Raw genomic sequence first — 16,173 nt, 5'->3', positions numbered from 1 at the left:
ATCTTCTCTCATGCCCGCGGCGAGGCGTCGGCAGGCATTTGGGTGGCATCCACATGGAGTGGATATGCCGGGCGGCTGAATCGAGAAGTGTCGGCGTTCCGCGTCCCGGCAAGGGGAAAGTGTGGGGTGGCTTTCCGGGTGATGACCTTGTGAGCCCCCGACGCGCAAGCTATTTTCAGCTCGCCTGTTTCAGACGCTAGCAGTCGCCCGCGAGGAAGATCAATCCCGGGTGGCTTGGATCACACGGTCTCCAGCTCCCGCGCGCGGCAAGTGGATACGGCTGGTTCCCCGGGTTCGTGGCCGGGGCGTACGGCGTTCACCGCCATCGGGTGAACAGGCCGAAAACAGTGGGCACGCACAGCTTTTGACTCTGCCTCAAATTCATGGACAAGGGTGAAAGCGCGGGGGTTAACTTCCCAGCCGAGGCGTGGAATTCACTTTCTCCAAGGAGCGTAAATGACTGTCGAGGCCGCCATCGGGACCAGTTGGACCATCACCCCGGAGTTCGTGTTCACGGACGCGGAGCGCGAGGCCTTGGAGTCCGCGCTCGCCGGTGTCACGGCGAACCCCTATCGCCTTTACGAGGCCCACCGCTTCCAGGTGGGTCAGCTCATATCCACCGACGCCGTCCCGGCACGCTTCCGTGCCTACGTCGACTCGTTGGCGACCCGCGACCGCGCCACCGAGCCCGTGGTGGTCCTGAAGAACGTGCCCCACGACCGGGACGTACCCGTATTCGACTTCGACCAGCCGGTGCGCTCCAAGTACGAGCTGAAGAAGACGTTCGTCGCCGAGGGGTTCCTCGCGCTGTTCGCCCAGCTGGCCGACACCCCGGCCATCGGATACGTCAATGTCAACGACGGCGACGTCTTCCAGGACATCTACCCGCAGCGCCAGCTGCAGAGCAGCCAGTCGCAGAAGGCGCTCAACCAGATCCACTTCCACAAGGACTTGGCCAATCACTTCGTGCGTCCGGACCAGGTGTACATGGTCGGCATGCGCAGCACCCCGGTGAACGAGGTCTACACGTCGTTCGTCCGTAACATCGACGTCATCGCCTCCTTCACCGAGGAGGAGCTGGCGCTGCTGCGCTCCGCCGAGTTCTACACGCCCTTCGACGACCTGAGCACCATGGGCGGCGGACGGGTCGAGCTCGGCGAGGCGGACCTGCACCCGATCATCGGCGGGCGCGGCCCGGAGGACCTCCGGTTCTTCGAGAACCGCACGGTGGGGGTCACCGACGCCGCCAAGGCCATCGTGCCCAAGGTGGCCGAGACCCTGCACAAGCTCAAGCAGCGGGTGTTCATCGAGCCCGGCGACTTCGTGATCACGTACAACAACCACACGATCCACGCCAAGGAGGTCGTCGAGGTCGGCGACCCGGAGGCGCTGCAGACGCGCTGGATCATCAAGACGGTGAACGTGGACGACATGGCCCCCCACAAGGAGCACCTGGTCCCCGGCACCGACCACCTGATCAACGGCTGACCGCTCCTCGGTGTCCGGCCGGCGCCCCGGCAAGGGGGCGTCCGGCCGGTGGTCGCGGCGGTGGCCGTCGCGGCCGTCAGAACAGCTGCGGGAGCATGCTCGTCTCCGCCGTGACGTGCGCGGTGAGGAGTGCCGAACCGACGGGCGTCAGGACGTGCTTGACCGCCTTGCCGATGCGGTGCGTGGCCACCAGGCCGCCGTTGCGCAGCGCGGACACGTGCACCGAGGCGGTGCCCGCGCTGACGCCGAGCCGGTCCGCCAGTTCGGTGGTCCCGCAGCCGGCGCCGATGTTCAGCAGCGCCGCCGCGCGGCCGCGGCCGAGCAGTGCGCCGAGCCGGGTGGGGGCGACGGCCTCGTCGTCCCAGATCCGGCGGTGGCCGGACGCGGGGTAGGTGATCACCGACCCCCCTGCGCCTGTCAGGAGCACGCGCGTCCGCTGGAACACCGAAGGCACCAGGATCAGTTCGCGCTCGCCGCCCGCGGGCTCGCCGCGGACCTCGCGCACGGTGACCCCGGGCAGGCTGTCGACGACCTGGCGGACGCCGTACGCGGCGAGGTCGTGGGCGCGCAGCGCGACGTCGGACTCCAGGGCGGTCCTGATCCGGGGCCAGTCCTCGGCGAGACACTCCTGGAAGAACTCGCGCACCGGCCCCTCCATCGGGCCGAGGGCCGAGAAGTCGGTCTCCTGACGGCCGGCCCCGCTCCGCTCCCGGAGCGCCAACCGGCCTGCCGCGAGCCGCATGTGCCGCTGTACCGCGGAGAGGGTGAAGGCGTGCCGCTTGCCGAACTTCAGGCCGCGCGGCCGACGGCCGAGCGCGGCCGGGTACTGCCCGCACAGAAGTTCGGCCGCCGCGAGGACCTCCAGGAGCGGCGAGACGAAGAAGCGGCATCGGGACAGCTCACGCGCCGAGATGCCGAGGGTGATCCGGTCACCGTGCTCACCGCGCTCCCGCGGCGGACGAGCGGGCGTCGAGCGGGTCGGTGCTTGTACTGCGGTCCGCTGACTGATCAGCGGAGGCTGAGCGGCGATGGACATCCGGTGTGGTCTCCCCCCGGCCTTCACGGCTTGGTGCTCCCGGTGCTGTCACCGGGTCTGTTCTCGTATGGAGATGACGTTGACGAGCTTGTGGAGCTGCTGGACGACCTGCTCCAGCGGGCGCTCCTCCACCACGTCGACGACGATCGTCATGTGCGAGGTGGTCGGTTCGTCGGTCGGTCCCACCGACAGGGACTCGATGTTGAAGCCGCGGCGCGAGAAGAGCCCGGCGATCCGGGTGAGGGCACCGGCCTTGTTCTCGACGCGGACGGAGAGCGTGTGCTTCGACATGGCGTTCCTACTCCTCGTCGTCACCGAAGTCGGGACGGATGCCGCGGGCGGCCATGATGGCGTCGTTGGAGGTGCCGGCGGCGACCATCGGCCAGACCATCGCGTCCTCGTGGACGATGAAGTCGATGACCACGGGGGCGTCGTCGAGGGCCATGGCCTTCTCGATCGTCGCGTCCAGCTCCTCGGGCGTCTCGCAGCGCAGCGCGTGGCAGCCCATGGCCTCGGCGAGCTTGACGAAGTCCGGGACGCGGGTGCCGCCGGGCGCCCCTTCGGCCGTCTTCCCGGCGTGCAGCACGGTGTTGGAGTACCGCTGCCCGTAGAAGAGGGTCTGCCACTGGCGGACCATGCCGAGGACGCCGTTGTTGATGATCGCGACCTTGATCGGGATGTTGTTGAGCGCGCAGGTGACCAGTTCCTGGTTGGTCATCTGGAAGCAGCCGTCGCCGTCGATCGCCCAGACCGTCGCCCCGGGCTCGCCCGCCTTGGCGCCCATCGCGGCGGGCACGGCATAGCCCATCGTGCCCGCGCCGCCGGAGTTGAGCCAGCTGCCCGGCCTGTCGTACGTGATGAACTGGGAGGCCCACATCTGGTGCTGGCCCACACCGGCCGTGAAGATCGTGGAGTCGTCGGTCAGCTCTCCGATGCGCCGGATGACCTCCTGCGGGGAGAGGCGGCCGGCCGGGGCCGGCTCGTGGCCCAGCGGATACCTCGCGCGCCAGTCGTCGAGCAGCTTCCACCAGGCCACGAGGTCGGCCGCGGTGTCCTTGGGCCCCTCGCGCAGGGCGGCGACGAGGTCCACCAGCACCTCGCGGGCGTCCCCGACGATCGGCACGTCCGCGAAGCGGTTCTTGCCGATCTCGGCGGGGTCGATGTCGGCGTGCACGACCTTGGCGTGCGGCGCGAAGCCGTCCAGCTTGCCGGTGACGCGGTCGTCGAACCGCGCGCCCAGGGCGACGATCAGGTCCGCCTTCTGCAGCGCCGTCACGGCCGCGACCGTGCCGTGCATGCCGGGCATGCCCAGGTGCTGGGGGTGGCTGTCGGGGAAGGCGCCGATGCCCATGAGGGTCGTGGTGACCGGGATGCCGGTGAGTTCCGCCAGGGTCCGCAGCTCGGCGGAGGCCCGCGCCTTGAGGACGCCGCCACCGACGTAGAGCACCGGGCGCTCGGCGCCGGCGATCAGCCGGGCCGCCTCGTGGATCTGCTTGCTGTTCGGCCTGGTCGTCGGGCGGTAGCCGGGGAGACGGTGCTCGGCCGGCCACCGGAAGACCGTCTCCTTCTGCAGCGCGTCCTTGGTGATGTCGACCAGGACGGGGCCGGGGCGGCCGGTCGAGGCGATGTGGAAGGCCTCGCAGATCGCCCGGGGAATGTCGTCCGGGTCGGTGATCAGGAAGCTGTGCTTGGTGATCGGCATGGTGATGCCGCAGATGTCCGCCTCCTGGAAGGCGTCCGTGCCGATCGAGGAACTCGTCACCTGACCGGTGATCGCCACGATGGGAACCGAGTCCATGTAGGCGTCGGCGATCGGGGTGACCAGATTGGTGGCGCCCGGACCGCTCGTCGCCATGCAGACGCCGACCTTGCCGGTGGCCTGCGCGTAACCGGTCGCGGCATGGCCCGCGCCCTGTTCGTGCCGCACCAGGATGTGCCGCACCTTCGTCGAGTCCATCAGCGCGTCGTACGCCGGGGTGATCGCGCCCCCCGGTATGCCGAACGCCGTTTCCGCGCCGACGAGTTCGAGGGACCGGACGAGGGACTGGGCGCCCGTCATGGTCCCGGATTCAGGCGCGGAGGAGGGTATGTCTGCGAGCTGGCTCATCAATTCCGGATTTCTCTTCTTGGTGCCGCTTGGGACGGGCCCGGGGTGGGGGATGGCGGTGACATGGAGGCGTCACCGGGTGCCCGGGGAAAAGCGGCGGGATATGCCAAGAACGAAAACCCTCCAGAGAGGCGCAGGGTATGCGCTCACGCTTCGGGCGTGCGGTCCGACGGAGCGGGGCCGACGGTGTGCGTGGTGCGTATCCGCTGGTGAGCGGAGCTTGATCATAGGCACAGCGATCAGTGGAGCGACAGGGCGATCTCGAATAATGATCGTAAAGAAATTGTTGAGTGCACGTTTCTTGGAGTGGGCTCAACCGGGGCGCCGACAAGGGGCGTTGGCGCCCCGGTCGAGTCATCTCACCTGTCGCCGCTGTCGAGTTCGGCGGCGAGGCGTCGTCGGCCGATCCTGCCGTTCGCGTTGGTCGGCAACCGCTCGGCCCAGTAGGCCCTCGTCCAGCCCCTCGTCGACCAGGAGCAGCCCGAGTCCGGCCTGCTCGGCGATCGACTCGATGCGCTGCGGCGGGAACTCCGCCGGTGACGGAGGTCACCGATCCAGGGAACGCCCTTTTCCCCGGCCGGGTCGCGGCCGATCTCGCCCAGGCCTTCGAGACGCTCATGGACGGCCGCCACCGTCTCATCTGGCGTCGGAAAAGGAGGCCTTTTCGAGAAGCGAGCGCGTACGTATGGCGAAGTCCGCGGAAAGTGAATTCGAGGACGTGAGCGTAGGGCGGGGCCGGTCGGCCCGGCCGCCGCTCCTCGCCGAACTCGTGGCGCGCAGCGGCGAGCCGGCCCGCGAGGACCGGCCGGGCGCGGCCCGGGCGGCACTGGCGCCCGACGACCTGCGCGCCGCCCTGCCGGCCGGGACCGGCCCGCGGTGAGCGCCGGCGCCGATCACCTCGCGGCGCGCCTCAGCACTCGATGATGTTCACCGCGAGCCCGCCCCGGGCCGTCTCCTTGTACTTGACGGACATGTCGGCGCCCGTGTCCTTCATGGTCTTGATGACCTTGTCGAGGGACACCTTGTGGGAGCCGTCGCCGCGCATCGCCATCTTGGCGGCGGTGACGGCCTTCACGGCCGCCATGCCGTTGCGCTCGATGCACGGGATCTGCACGAGGCCGCCGACCGGGTCGCAGGTCAGGCCGAGGTTGTGCTCCATGCCGATCTCGGCGGCGTTCTCCACCTGCTCGGGGGAGCCGCCGAGGACCTCGGCGAGGGCGCCCGCCGCCATCGAGCAGGCGGAGCCGACCTCGCCCTGGCAGCCGACCTCGGCGCCGGAGATGGAGGCGTTCTCCTTGAAGAGCAGGCCGATCGCCCCGGCCGCGAGCAGGAAGCGGACCACGCCGTCCTCGTCGGCTCCCGGGATGAAGTTCATGTAGTAGTGCAGGACGGCCGGGATGATGCCCGCGGCGCCGTTCGTCGGGGCGGTCACGACGCGGCCGCCCGCGGCGTTCTCCTCGTTGACGGCCATGGCGTAGAGCGTGATCCACTCCATCGAGCGGGCCTGCGGGTCGCCCTCGGCGCGCAGCTGGCGGGCCGAGTTCGCCGCGCGGCGGCGCACCTTCAGGCCGCCCGGCAGGATGCCCTCGCGGGACATGCCGCGGGAGACGCAGGCCTGCATGACGCGCCAGATGTCCAGGAGACCCTCGCGGATCTCCTCCTCCGTGCGCCAGGCCTTCTCGTTCTCCAGCATCATCGCGGAGATGGACAGGCCGGTCTCCCGGGAGAGCCGCAGCAGCTCGTCGCCGGTGCGGAAGGCGTACTTCAGGACGGTGTCGTCCGGCACGATCGGGTTCTCGCCCGAGCCGCCCTCCTGCTCCAGGACGGTCTCGTCGACGACGAAACCGCCGCCCACGGAGTAGTACGTCTTCTCCAGCACGAGGGCGCCGTCGCGGTCGTACGCGAAGATCGTCATGCCGTTGGCGTGGTACGGCAGGGCCTTGCGGCGGTGCAGGACCAGATCCGCGTCGAAGTCGAAGTCGATCTCGTGCACGCCGAGCAGGCTGAGGCGGCCGCTGCTCTTGATCGCCTCGACGCGGCCGTCGGCGGACTCCACGTCGACCGTGCGGGGCGACTCGCCCTCCAGGCCGAGCAGGACGGCCTTGGGGGTGCCGTGCCCGTGGCCGGTGGCGCCGAGCGAGCCGTACAGCTCGGCCCGTATCGCGGCGGTGTGGGCCATGAGGCCCTCGTTCTTGAGGCGGCTCGCGAACATGCGGGCGGCCCGCATCGGGCCGACCGTGTGGGAGCTGGACGGGCCGATGCCGATCGAGAACAGGTCGAAGACCGAGATGGCCACGGGAGACTCCAATGGTTTTGGTGGACGCCCCGTCCGCCGGGGTGATGCGGAGATCGGGACGTGCGCCGGGCATGAGCGGGGGCACCGCGCTCACTGTGTTCACTTCCAGTGTGCGCGGTGCCCCGAAGTTACGTACGAAGGAAAGCGTACGAAATCACTACAGGCTGGGGTACAGGGGGTGCTTGTCGGCCAGGGCCGAGACCCGGGCCTTCAGGGCGTCCGCGTCGAAGCCGGGCTTGAGGGCCTCGGCGATGATGTCGGCGACCTCACGGAAGTCGTCCTCCTGGAAGCCGCGCGTGGCGAGCGCCGGGGTGCCGATCCGCAGGCCCGAGGTGACCATCGGGGGGCGCGGGTCGTTCGGGACCGCGTTGCGGTTGACCGTGATGCCGACCTCGTGGAGGCGGTCCTCGGCCTGCTGTCCGTCCAGCTCGCTGTCGCGCAGGTCCACCAGGACCAGGTGCACGTCGGTGCCGCCGGACAGGACGTCGACGCCGACGGCCTTCGCGTCGTCCTGGACCAGGCGCTCGGCCAGGATGCGGGCGCCGTCCAGGGTGCGCTGCTGGCGCTCCTTGAACTCCTCGCTCGCGGCGACCTTGAAGGAGACCGCCTTGGCCGCGATCACGTGCTCCAGCGGGCCGCCCTGGAAACCGGGGAAGACCGCGGAGTTCAGCTTCTTCGCGAAGTCCTTGTTGCGGGCCAGGATGATGCCGCCGCGCGGGCCGCCCAGCGTCTTGTGCGTGGTGGAGGTCACCACGTCCGCGAACGGCACCGGGTTCGGGTGCAGCCCGGCGGCGACCAGACCGGCGAAGTGCGCCATGTCGACCCACAGGTACGCGCCGACCTCGTCGGCGATCCGGCGGAACTCGGCGAAGTCCAGCTGCCGCGGGTAGGCCGACCAGCCCGCGATGATCACCTTGGGGCTGTTCTCCTTGGCCAGGCGCTCGACCTCGGCCATGTCGACCAGGCCGGCCTCGTCCACGTGGTAGGCGACCACGTTGAACTGCTTGCCGGAGAAGTTCAGGCGCATGCCGTGGGTGAGGTGGCCGCCGTGCGCCAGGTCCAGGCCGAGGATCGTGTCGCCGGGCTGGGCGAGCGCGAAGAGGGCGGCCTGGTTGGCGGAGGCGCCGGAGTGCGGCTGCACGTTGGCGTACTCGGCGCCGAACAGCTCCTTGACGCGCTCGATCGCGAGTCGCTCGGTGACGTCGACGTGCTCACAGCCGCCGTAGTAGCGGCGGCCGGGGTAGCCCTCGGCGTACTTGTTGGTGAGGACGGTGCCCTGGGCCTCCATGACGGCGACCGGAGCGAAGTTCTCCGAGGCGATCATTTCCAGGGTCGACTGCTGGCGGTGCAGCTCGGCGTCGACGGCGGCGGCGACGTCCGGGTCCAGCTCGTGCAGAGGGGTGTTCAGAAGCGACATCGGGGAGATCCTTAGCTGCCGGAGAACTCGGTGTACTCGTCCGCGGAGAGCAGGTCCTTCGGCTCCTCCGCGATCCGGACCTTGAAGAGCCAACCGCCCTCGAAGGGAGCGGAGTTCACCAGCGAGGGGTCGTCCACGACGTCCTGGTTGGCCTCGACGACCTCGCCGGTCACCGGCGAGTACAGGTCGCTGACGGACTTGGTCGACTCCAGCTCGCCGCAGGTCTCGCCCGCGGTCACCGTCTCACCGACCTCGGGAAGCTGCACGAAGACGACGTCACCGAGCGCGTTGGCCGCGTGCTCCGTGATGCCCACCGTCGACACGCCCTCTTCGGCGTCCGACAGCCACTCGTGCTCCTTGCTGTAGCGGAGCTGCTGGGGGTTGCTCATGTCCTGAATTCTCCTGTACGCGGGTGGGTGCTGCGGAACGGGAAAGGTGTGCGGGGGGTCACTTCCGGCGCTTGTAGAACGGCAGCGCCACGACCTCGTACGGTTCGTGCGTACCACGGATGTCCACGCCCACGCCGGGCGTGCCCGGGGCGGCGTGCTCCGCGTCGACGTACGCCATCGCGATCGGCTTGCCCAGCGTCGGGGACGGGGCGCCGGAGGTGACCTCGCCGATGACCTCGCCGTCCGCGACCACGGAGAAGCCCGCGCGCGGCACGCGGCGGCCGGCGGCGATCAAACCGACCAGCTTGCGCGGCGGGGCGGTCTCGGCGCGCTCGGCGGCGGCCGCGAGCGCCGCGCGCCCCACGAAGGTCTCGGCCTGCGAGGTCTTGTCGAACTTCACGACCCGGCCGAGACCGGCGTCGAACGGCGTGAGGGCGGCGGTCAGCTCGTGCCCGTACAGCGGCATGCCCGCCTCCAGGCGCAGCGTGTCGCGGCAGGAGAGGCCGGCCGGCACCATGCCGACGGGCGTGCCCGCCCCCATCAGCGCGTTCCACAGCTTCTCCGCGTCACCGGGGGCGACGAAGAGCTCGAAACCGTCCTCGCCGGTGTAGCCCGTGCGGGCGATCAGGGCGGGGACGCCCGCGACGGTGCCGGGCAGGCCCGCGTAGTACTTCAGGCCGTCCAGGTCGGCGTCCGTCACCGACTTCAGGATGCCGGGGGACTCGGGGCCCTGGACGGCGAGCAGCGCGTAGGCGTCGCGGTCGTCGCGGACCTCGGCGTCGAAGCCCTCGGCGCGGGCGGCCAGCGCGTCGAGCACGACCTGGGCGTTGGAGGCGTTGGCGACGACCAGATATTCGGGGGCCTCGCTCTCCCCGAGGCGGTAGACGATCAGGTCGTCGAGGATGCCGCCGTCCTCGGCGCAGATCATGGTGTAGCGGGCGCGGCCGACACCCACCGAGCCGATGTTGCCGACCAGCGAGAAGTTCAGCAGGTCGACGGCCTCGGGGCCGGTGACGGTGATCTCGCCCATGTGGGAGAGGTCGAAGAGACCGGCCTTGGTGCGCACGGCGTTGTGCTCGTCGCGCTCGCTGCCGTAGCGCAGCGGCATGTCCCAGCCCGCGAAGTCGGTCATGGTCGCGCCGAGCGCACGATGCACGGCATCGAGGGCGGTGAGGCGGGGGGCAGTGCTCATGAGGGAACTCCCAGGGCATGACGGGCGAGGTCGATCCTCCCCATCTGTCATCGGAACCTGAGAGGTTCGCCGCGAGCGTCCCGACATGTGGGACGCGCGGCTTGCACCTTGGGTGGAGCCGGCGTGCCGACTCGCTTTTCAGATGTGCCTCGCCCGCGCGGTACGGGGCCTGAGAGATTCAAGGGAGGGACTTGCTCCTTCGGCGCCCCGGGCCCATGCGTGCTGGTCCGGGAACTCTCCCGCGCGGATTCAAACGGCCGGTATGGAGTTGGCGCGCACATCATTGCACGCGGCCGGGGTCAGGGGGACTGGTGGTCCGGTGCCGGTTCGGGGCGGTCCCGGCAGGCCCGGCGGGACCGGGGTGGCTCCCGGCGCGGGTGCGGCGCGAGTCCGGCGCGGGCCCCGGCGTGGGCTCCGGAAATTTCCCTTGTGCCGCATTACCTTCTCTTTACACTTGCCGGGGAAAGCAGTACGTGACCGCTATGGGGAGGCCGATCACGGTGCGCAGCAGGACGAGAGTCCACGCCATGACCACGGGGATGGCGCTGCCGAAGCAGGCTGCCGCCCCGGCCCGGGAGGGCTGCGGCCCACTGCCCGTGCCCGTCGTCCGGGACCTGCGGCAGCGGGCCGGGCACAGCCCCCACCGCCTCACCTTCGACGAGGGCGACCTGGTCGTCGTCTCCGGGCTGCCCGGCGGCGGGAAGTCCACGCTGATGCGCCAGGCCGTCACGGGCCCCCGCGTCGACTCCCAGGACACCCGCGACGCGTGGGCCGCCCGCATGCCCGCCCCGCTGCCGTACGCGCTCTACCGCCCCCTGGTCCGCCTCGCGCACTACGCGGGCCTGCGCCGCGTCCTGCGGTCCGGCGCCGGCGTCGTCGTGCACGACTGCGGCACCCAGCCCTGGGTGCGCCGCTGGCTGGCCCGCGAGGCCGCCCGGCGCGGCAGGACACTGCATCTGCTCCTGCTCGACGTGCCCGCCGACACCGCCCTCCAGGGCCAGCGCGAGCGCGGCCGGGGCGTGTCCCGGTACGCCTTCGCGCGCCACCGCAGGACGGTCGGCCGGCTGGTCGGCGCCGCCGAGCGGGGCGACCTGCCGCGCGGCTGCGGATCGGCGGTGCTCCTGGACCGGGCGGCGGCGCAGGTGCTGCGGGCCGTCTCCTTCGACCGCCGGGGGATCGCCTTCGACCGCTGAGGGCGGCCGACGTTAGGGTTCAGCCGCAGGCTAAGCGGTCGCGAGCAGGGGTTGGACAGATGAACTTTCCGGCGCAGGCACACGCCCATCCGTACGGGGGGTGGCCGGGCAACGAACTGGAAGAGGTCCTCGCGGCCTGCCTCGGCGCCCCCGCCCCGGCGGGCGGCCGCATCGTGGAGGTCCTCGGCCGCAGCCACCTCTGGGTCCCGCTGCCGAACGGCGGCGGCCCCGACAGCCGCACCCTGGACCTGCCGACGCTGGAGATCGACGGCCAGGCGTACGTCCCCGTCTTCACCTCCGAGCAGCAGTTCCGCCAGGCCCTCGGCGACGCGGCGGACCGCATGGGCTGCACGGTGGCGCCCGCCGTGGAGTTCGCCCGGGGCCTGCCGCCGCAGCTGGGCATCGCGCTGAACCCCGAGGGCACCGTCGGCGTCCCGCTGCCGCCGGCCGCCGTGGCCGAGCTGTGCCGGGCGGGGCGCACCCCGCTGGACGGGCCGTCCACCGGCGGCCGGGTCCGCCTCTTCGAGCCGGACTGGCAGGAGGACCCGGTGGACTTCCTCGCCGCCGCCGCCGGGGAGTTCGAGGCGACGGGCGTCGTCCTCACCGCCCGCCGCTGCCTGGCCGCCGTCGAGACGGACGAGCCGACCCTGTTCGTCGGCGTCGAACTGGCCACCTGGGAGGGCCCGGCCCGCGAGCTGCCGATGGAGGCCCTCGGCCGCGCCCTCGGCCGGGTCCCGGTGGCCTGGCCGGTCAACCTCGTCCTGCTGGACGTGGCGCAGGACCCGGTGGGCGACTGGCTGCGCGCGAAGGTGCGGCCGTTCTTCCAGCGGCACGCCTGAGCCCGCGCCGGTCGGGGCGGGATGTGAAGCGCGTACGTCAAGTCCGCGCCCGCCTCGCCGCTTAAGCTGGTTCCATGGCCCGGCCGGGGCGGTGCGGGTTCGTAGTGAAGGGGCGGTAACGGGTGAGTGCGTCGGGCACGGCTGCGGCCGATGGGGCCTCCCCTGGACGAGCTGGCTCAAGTCCTCGGGGACAGGTCGAGCAGATGCTGCGCCAGGTGACGCCGGGGCGCTACGACGCGTACGAGGCACTGCTGCGCGCGCTCGCCGCCGACCAGCTGTGGATGCTCCTGTGGCACGGCCAGGCCGGCTCGCCCGACGCCCAGTACGGCACCATGGAGGTCGAGGGCCTCGGCTACGCCCCCTGTGTGACCTCCGCCCAGGAGCTGTCCGCCAGCGGCTGGAACCGCAGCTACGAGGTGGTGCGCGGCGTCGACGTCGCCCGCACCCTCTACCCCGACCACTACGGCCTGTGGCTGAACCCGCACGCCCCCGGCGGCGGCGTCGGCATCCCCTGGCTGGATCTGCGCCGCATCGCCACCGGCCTCGACCTGCTGCCCGCCGGACCGCTCAGGCTGACCGAGCCGAGCATCGAGCTGCCCCAGTTCTACGCCCTGTTGACGCAGAACGCGCACCGCACGCCCGTCGTGCGCTCCCTGCGCCGCGCCTGGGTCCAGCCCGTGCTCGGCGCGCCCCACCTGGCCATCGGCCTGGACGTGTACGACACCTCGCCGCCCTCGGTGGAGGCGGTGCGGGCGATGATGCGCCAGTCCATCCCCGCCGTGCCGGAGGGGCTGCCCGTCTCGACGGTCGCGATGTCGGACGACTACGACCCGATCACCCTGTGGCTGCGGGCCAACGCCCGCCCCTTCTACGACCGCGAGGCCCAGGCGGCCCCCGCCCCGGCCGGCGGCTACGGCTACCCCGCGCAGTACTGAACAGCGCGAACGGACGCGATGTCCGTTCTGATGGGGGTGGGGCCCTATGGGCGTCCGTGAAGCGTTGCACCCCAACTGCCCCGTGTTCGACCCTCGTTCAGCCGCGTCCGGATAACGGAACACCTCGATCAGCATCACGGTTGCGCATCCATTCACCAACAAGACTGGTAACAGCTCGCAGCCTGGATGAAGACTCCCGCTCCAAGGGGCCTTCGCCCCTGTGCACGACGGACTGATCACGTCGCTACAGCGGCAAGTGCGGGCCGGTCACCACCGGTTGAGAGGGGTCCCTGCCACGATGACGGCACCATTGCATGACACACCTGCGGACGCGGACCCGACCGAGGACGTCGCTCCCGCAGTTGGTGCAGGGGTGAAGAAGGTCGAGGGCCGGTCCCTCAAGCAGATCGCCTGGAACCGCCTGAAGCGGGACAAGGTCGCCCTCGCGGGCGGCATCACCGTGGTGCTCCTGGTCCTGGTCGCCGTCTTCGCGCCCCTGATCGTGAGCCTGCTCGGGCACCCGCCCAACGACTTCCACCAGGAAGAGCTCGACGAGCTGACCAACCTCCCCAAGGGCGCGCTCGGCGGCATGAGCGGCGACTTCCTCTTCGGGGTCGAGCCCAACAAGGGCCGCGACGTCTTCAGCCGCATCGTCTACGGCGCGCGGATCTCGCTCCTGGTGGCCTTCCTCGCCGCCATCGTCGCCGTCGTGCTCGGCACGCTCTTCGGGATCATCGCCGGCTACTTCGGCGGCTGGATCGACGCGCTGATCAGCCGGGTGATGGACGTACTGCTCTCCTTCCCGCAGCTGCTCTTCATCATCTCCCTCGTCTCCGTCCTGCCCGACGACCTGCTCGGCCTGACCGGCTCCAGCGTGCGCGTCGCGATCCTCGTCCTGGTCATCGGCTTCTTCGGCTGGCCCTACGTCGGACGCATCGTCAGGGGGCAGACGCTCTCGCTGCGTGAGCGCGAGTACGTGGAAGCGGCCCGCAGCCTCGGCGGCGGAAAGCGCCACATCCTCTTCCGCGAGCTGCTGCCCAACCTGGTCGCCCCGATCACCGTCTACGCGACGCTGATGATCCCGACCAACATCCTCACGGAGGCGGCCCTCAGCTTCCTCGGCGCCGGTGTCCGGCCGCCCACGGCCTCCTGGGGCGGCATGCTGCGCGACGCGCTGGAGACGTACGAGCACGATCCGATGTTCATGGTCTTCCCGGGTGTCACGATCTTCATCACGGTCCTGGCCTTCAATCTCTTCGGTGACGGGCTGCGCGACGCGCTCGACCCGAAGGGGACGCGCTAGCGGTCCCCGACCGACTTGCCCCTGCCGCATGTCAGGTGGCTCTACCCATGGTTCTCCGGCAGCTCAAGGCCAGGGACCGCGAATCTCGGAGGTTACGAGAAAATGCCCACAGTTTCCTCGAAACGACGGCTCACCGCTGGTGCGGCCCTCGTGGTCGCGGCGCTGGTGACCACCACGGCGTGCGGCGGCGGTGACGGTGACGACAGCGACTCGAAGGGTGCCGGCTACAACGCGTCGCTCGACAAGGTCGCCAACCCGTCCAAGAAGAAGGGGGGCACGCTGAAGATGGTCGGCAAGCAGGACCTCGACTCGGCCGACCCCCAGCGCGCCTACTACGGCATGTCGTGGGACTTCATGCGCTTCTACACCCGGCAGCTGGTGTCCTACGACACCAAGCCGGGCAAGGCGGGCACGAAGCTGGTCCCGGACCTCGCCACCTCCACGGCGAAGATCTCCGACGACGGCAAGACCTACACGTACAAGCTGCGGGATGGCCTGACCTGGGAGGACGGCTCCAAGCTGACCTCCAAGGACATCAAGTACGGCATCGAGCGCTCCTGGGCGACGGACACCATCACCGGTGGCCCCGGCTACATCCGCCAGGCCCTCGACCCGGACAAGAAGTACAAGGGCCCCTACAAGGACAAGGGCGGTCTGAAGGCGATCCAGACGCCCGACGACCAGACCATCGTCTTCAAGCTGCCCAAGCGCAACGGTGACTTCGAGCAGTTCCTCGCCATGCCCACCGGTTCGCCGGTCAAGGAGGCCAAGGACACCAAGGCGAAGTACACCGCGCGTCCGTTCTCCTCGGGCCCGTACAAGTTCCAGGAGTACAAGTCCGGCAAGAAGATCGTGCTGGTGCGCAACACGGCCTGGAAGAAGTCCACGGACCCGATCCGCGCGGCGCTGCCCGACAAGGTCGACGTGACGATCTCCGCCAACCTGGAGGAGAACGACAAGAAGCTGATGGCGGGTGACTACGACGTCGACATGAACGGCACGGGCATGACCCAGTCCGGCCGTGTCACCGCCGTGCAGAAGCACCGCGACAGCGTCGACAACATGCACACGTCCTTCGTGCGCTACGTCGCCCTGATCCACACCGCCAAGCCGTTCGACAACGTGCACTGCCGCAAGGCCGTCTTCTACGGGACCGACTTCGCCGGCCTGCAGCAGACCCGCGGCGGCAAGGTGGCGGCCGGTGACATCGCCAACAGCACGTTCCCCGTGGCGATCCCCGGTCACAGCGACTACGACCCGTACGGGGTCCTGCAGCGCAAGGGCAAGCCGGACGTCGCCAAGGCCAAGGACGAGCTGAAGAAGTGCGACAAGCCGAACGGCTTCTCGGCCAAGCTGACCGCCCGCAACAACAACCCGGGTGAGGTCGACGCCGCCGAGGCGCTCCAGGCACAGCTGGAGAAGGTCGGCATCAAGGTCGAGGTCGAGTCCCTCGACGGCGCCGACTCCGCCAGCATCACCGGCTCGCCCTCCGTCGTGAAGAAGCGCGGCTACAGCATGCAGATGAGCGGCTGGGGCCCGGACTTCCCCTCCGGCCAGGGCTACGCGCAGCCGCTGTTCGACAGCCGTTACCTGATCGACAACGGCAACTACAACGAGTCGCAGATCAAGGACAAGAAGATCGACGGGCTCTTCGACAAGGCGATCGCGGAGACCGACCCGGCCAAGGCCGGCGAGATCTACAAGCAGCTCGACAAGCGGATCCTCGACAACGCCGACTGGATGCCCTTCCTCTACGAGAAGAACATCACCTGGCGCGGACCGCGACTGACCAACGCCTACATGTCGGACGCCTACAACGGCCGTTACGACTACGTCTCGCTCGGCGTCACGAAGTAACACCCGGAACACCCGGCGAGGCACCATCCGTCCGGGCACCCGCAGTTGATTGACCCACCGCCGCCGAATCCCGCCAGTCCGAAGGGCAGGTGATGGCCCCGGGCGGCGGCCGGGACCCCTC

14 protein-coding genes, 1 pseudogene and 2 riboswitches are annotated in these 16,173 nt (G+C 70.0%); of the genes and pseudogenes, 7 read left to right on the top strand and 8 right to left on the bottom strand.

Features of this window, described 5'->3' with window-relative positions; all coding sequences use genetic code 11:
- Positions 1 to 456: 456 nt before the first annotated feature.
- Entirely contained in the window at positions 457 to 1,488 is a 1,032-nt protein-coding gene (locus ACZ5GP_RS33160; protein ID WP_468754370.1) for a hypothetical protein, read from the top strand.
- A gap of 76 nt (positions 1,489 to 1,564) precedes the next feature.
- Here the strand turns inward: ACZ5GP_RS33160 and ACZ5GP_RS33155 are convergent, their stop codons facing one another.
- From ACZ5GP_RS33155 to ACZ5GP_RS33140, 4 genes and pseudogenes are all read right to left on the bottom strand, one after another.
- On the bottom strand, positions 1,565 to 2,524 hold the full coding sequence (locus tag ACZ5GP_RS33155) for a hypothetical protein (protein WP_468754369.1): 960 nt from the start codon (positions 2,522 to 2,524) through the stop codon (positions 1,565 to 1,567).
- A 60-nt stretch (positions 2,525 to 2,584) separates the two neighbouring features.
- A pseudogene (ilvN, locus tag ACZ5GP_RS33150) lies at positions 2,585 to 2,815 on the bottom strand (acetolactate synthase small subunit); the annotation flags it as partial.
- Positions 2,816 to 2,822: 7 nt separating this feature from the next.
- Positions 2,823 to 4,631 carry an acetolactate synthase large subunit gene (locus tag ACZ5GP_RS33145; RefSeq protein ID WP_468754368.1) on the bottom strand — a complete coding sequence of 603 codons (1,809 nt, stop codon included), beginning with the start codon at positions 4,629 to 4,631 and terminating at the stop codon, positions 2,823 to 2,825.
- Positions 4,632 to 4,990: 359 nt separating this feature from the next.
- Positions 4,991 to 5,263, bottom strand: a complete 273-nt coding sequence (locus tag ACZ5GP_RS33140; protein WP_468754367.1) for a hypothetical protein — start codon at positions 5,261 to 5,263, stop codon at positions 4,991 to 4,993.
- Between the two features lie 86 nt (positions 5,264 to 5,349).
- Here ACZ5GP_RS33140 and ACZ5GP_RS33135 point away from each other — a divergent pair, with 86 nt between their 5' ends.
- The gene (locus ACZ5GP_RS33135; protein WP_468754366.1) at positions 5,350 to 5,511 is read left to right on the top strand and encodes a hypothetical protein; all 162 of its coding nucleotides are present in this window, start codon (positions 5,350 to 5,352) and stop codon (positions 5,509 to 5,511) included.
- A gap of 30 nt (positions 5,512 to 5,541) precedes the next feature.
- Here ACZ5GP_RS33135 and ACZ5GP_RS33130 read toward each other — a convergent pair whose 3' ends face one another.
- From ACZ5GP_RS33130 to gcvT, 4 genes are all read right to left on the bottom strand, one after another.
- Positions 5,542 to 6,927, bottom strand: a complete 1,386-nt coding sequence (locus ACZ5GP_RS33130) for an L-serine ammonia-lyase (protein WP_468754365.1) — start codon at positions 6,925 to 6,927, stop codon at positions 5,542 to 5,544.
- 157 nt (positions 6,928 to 7,084) lie between these two features.
- Entirely contained in the window at positions 7,085 to 8,344 is a 1,260-nt protein-coding gene (gene glyA, locus ACZ5GP_RS33125) for a serine hydroxymethyltransferase (RefSeq protein ID WP_468754364.1), read from the bottom strand.
- A gap of 11 nt (positions 8,345 to 8,355) precedes the next feature.
- A complete protein-coding gene (gene gcvH / locus ACZ5GP_RS33120; protein WP_468754363.1) occupies positions 8,356 to 8,733 on the bottom strand; it encodes a glycine cleavage system protein GcvH in 378 nt (125 codons plus the stop codon).
- A gap of 58 nt (positions 8,734 to 8,791) precedes the next feature.
- Complete coding sequence (gene gcvT / locus ACZ5GP_RS33115) at positions 8,792 to 9,925, bottom strand: glycine cleavage system aminomethyltransferase GcvT (RefSeq protein WP_468754362.1); 1,134 nt, start codon at positions 9,923 to 9,925, stop codon at positions 8,792 to 8,794.
- Between the two features lie 34 nt (positions 9,926 to 9,959).
- A riboswitch (glycine riboswitch) is annotated at positions 9,960 to 10,073 on the bottom strand.
- Positions 10,074 to 10,177: riboswitch (glycine riboswitch) on the bottom strand.
- A gap of 275 nt (positions 10,178 to 10,452) precedes the next feature.
- Here gcvT and ACZ5GP_RS33110 point away from each other — a divergent pair.
- From ACZ5GP_RS33110 to ACZ5GP_RS33090, 5 genes are all read left to right on the top strand, one after another.
- Positions 10,453 to 11,118 carry an AAA family ATPase gene (locus ACZ5GP_RS33110; RefSeq protein ID WP_468754361.1) on the top strand — a complete coding sequence of 222 codons (666 nt, stop codon included), beginning with the start codon at positions 10,453 to 10,455 and terminating at the stop codon, positions 11,116 to 11,118.
- A 59-nt stretch (positions 11,119 to 11,177) separates the two neighbouring features.
- Positions 11,178 to 11,957 carry an enhanced serine sensitivity protein SseB gene (locus ACZ5GP_RS33105; protein WP_468754360.1) on the top strand — a complete coding sequence of 260 codons (780 nt, stop codon included), beginning with the start codon at positions 11,178 to 11,180 and terminating at the stop codon, positions 11,955 to 11,957.
- Positions 11,958 to 12,079: 122 nt separating this feature from the next.
- Complete coding sequence (locus ACZ5GP_RS33100) at positions 12,080 to 12,892, top strand: enhanced serine sensitivity protein SseB C-terminal domain-containing protein (protein ID WP_468754359.1); 813 nt, start codon at positions 12,080 to 12,082, stop codon at positions 12,890 to 12,892.
- A gap of 298 nt (positions 12,893 to 13,190) precedes the next feature.
- On the top strand, positions 13,191 to 14,195 hold the full coding sequence (locus ACZ5GP_RS33095) for an ABC transporter permease (RefSeq protein WP_358587119.1): 1,005 nt from the start codon (positions 13,191 to 13,193) through the stop codon (positions 14,193 to 14,195).
- 102 nt (positions 14,196 to 14,297) lie between these two features.
- Positions 14,298 to 16,052, top strand: a complete 1,755-nt coding sequence (locus ACZ5GP_RS33090; protein WP_468754358.1) for an ABC transporter substrate-binding protein — start codon at positions 14,298 to 14,300, stop codon at positions 16,050 to 16,052.
- Positions 16,053 to 16,173 lie beyond the last annotated feature (121 nt).

The sequence above is a fragment of the Streptomyces sp. NPDC031466 genome, from assembly GCF_055581265.1.
The sequence above is the reverse complement of the archived record's forward strand: the minus strand, read 5'-3'. Positions and strand labels throughout refer to the sequence as shown.

Coding starts and splice junctions, on each gene's coding strand:
- ACZ5GP_RS33105 (WP_468754360.1), top strand. CDS start 11,178: ATGAACTTTCCGGCGCAGGCACACGCCCATCCGTACGGGGGGTGGCCG.
- ACZ5GP_RS33160 (WP_468754370.1), top strand. CDS start 457: ATGACTGTCGAGGCCGCCATCGGGACCAGTTGGACCATCACCCCGGAG.
- ACZ5GP_RS33145 (WP_468754368.1), bottom strand. CDS start 4,631: ATGAGCCAGCTCGCAGACATACCCTCCTCCGCGCCTGAATCCGGGACC.
- ACZ5GP_RS33090 (WP_468754358.1), top strand. CDS start 14,298: ATGCCCACAGTTTCCTCGAAACGACGGCTCACCGCTGGTGCGGCCCTC.
- glyA (WP_468754364.1), bottom strand. CDS start 8,344: ATGTCGCTTCTGAACACCCCTCTGCACGAGCTGGACCCGGACGTCGCC.
- gcvT (WP_468754362.1), bottom strand. CDS start 9,925: ATGAGCACTGCCCCCCGCCTCACCGCCCTCGATGCCGTGCATCGTGCG.
- ACZ5GP_RS33095 (WP_358587119.1), top strand. CDS start 13,191: ATGACGGCACCATTGCATGACACACCTGCGGACGCGGACCCGACCGAG.
- gcvH (WP_468754363.1), bottom strand. CDS start 8,733: ATGAGCAACCCCCAGCAGCTCCGCTACAGCAAGGAGCACGAGTGGCTG.
- ACZ5GP_RS33155 (WP_468754369.1), bottom strand. CDS start 2,524: ATGTCCATCGCCGCTCAGCCTCCGCTGATCAGTCAGCGGACCGCAGTA.
- ACZ5GP_RS33110 (WP_468754361.1), top strand. CDS start 10,453: ATGACCACGGGGATGGCGCTGCCGAAGCAGGCTGCCGCCCCGGCCCGG.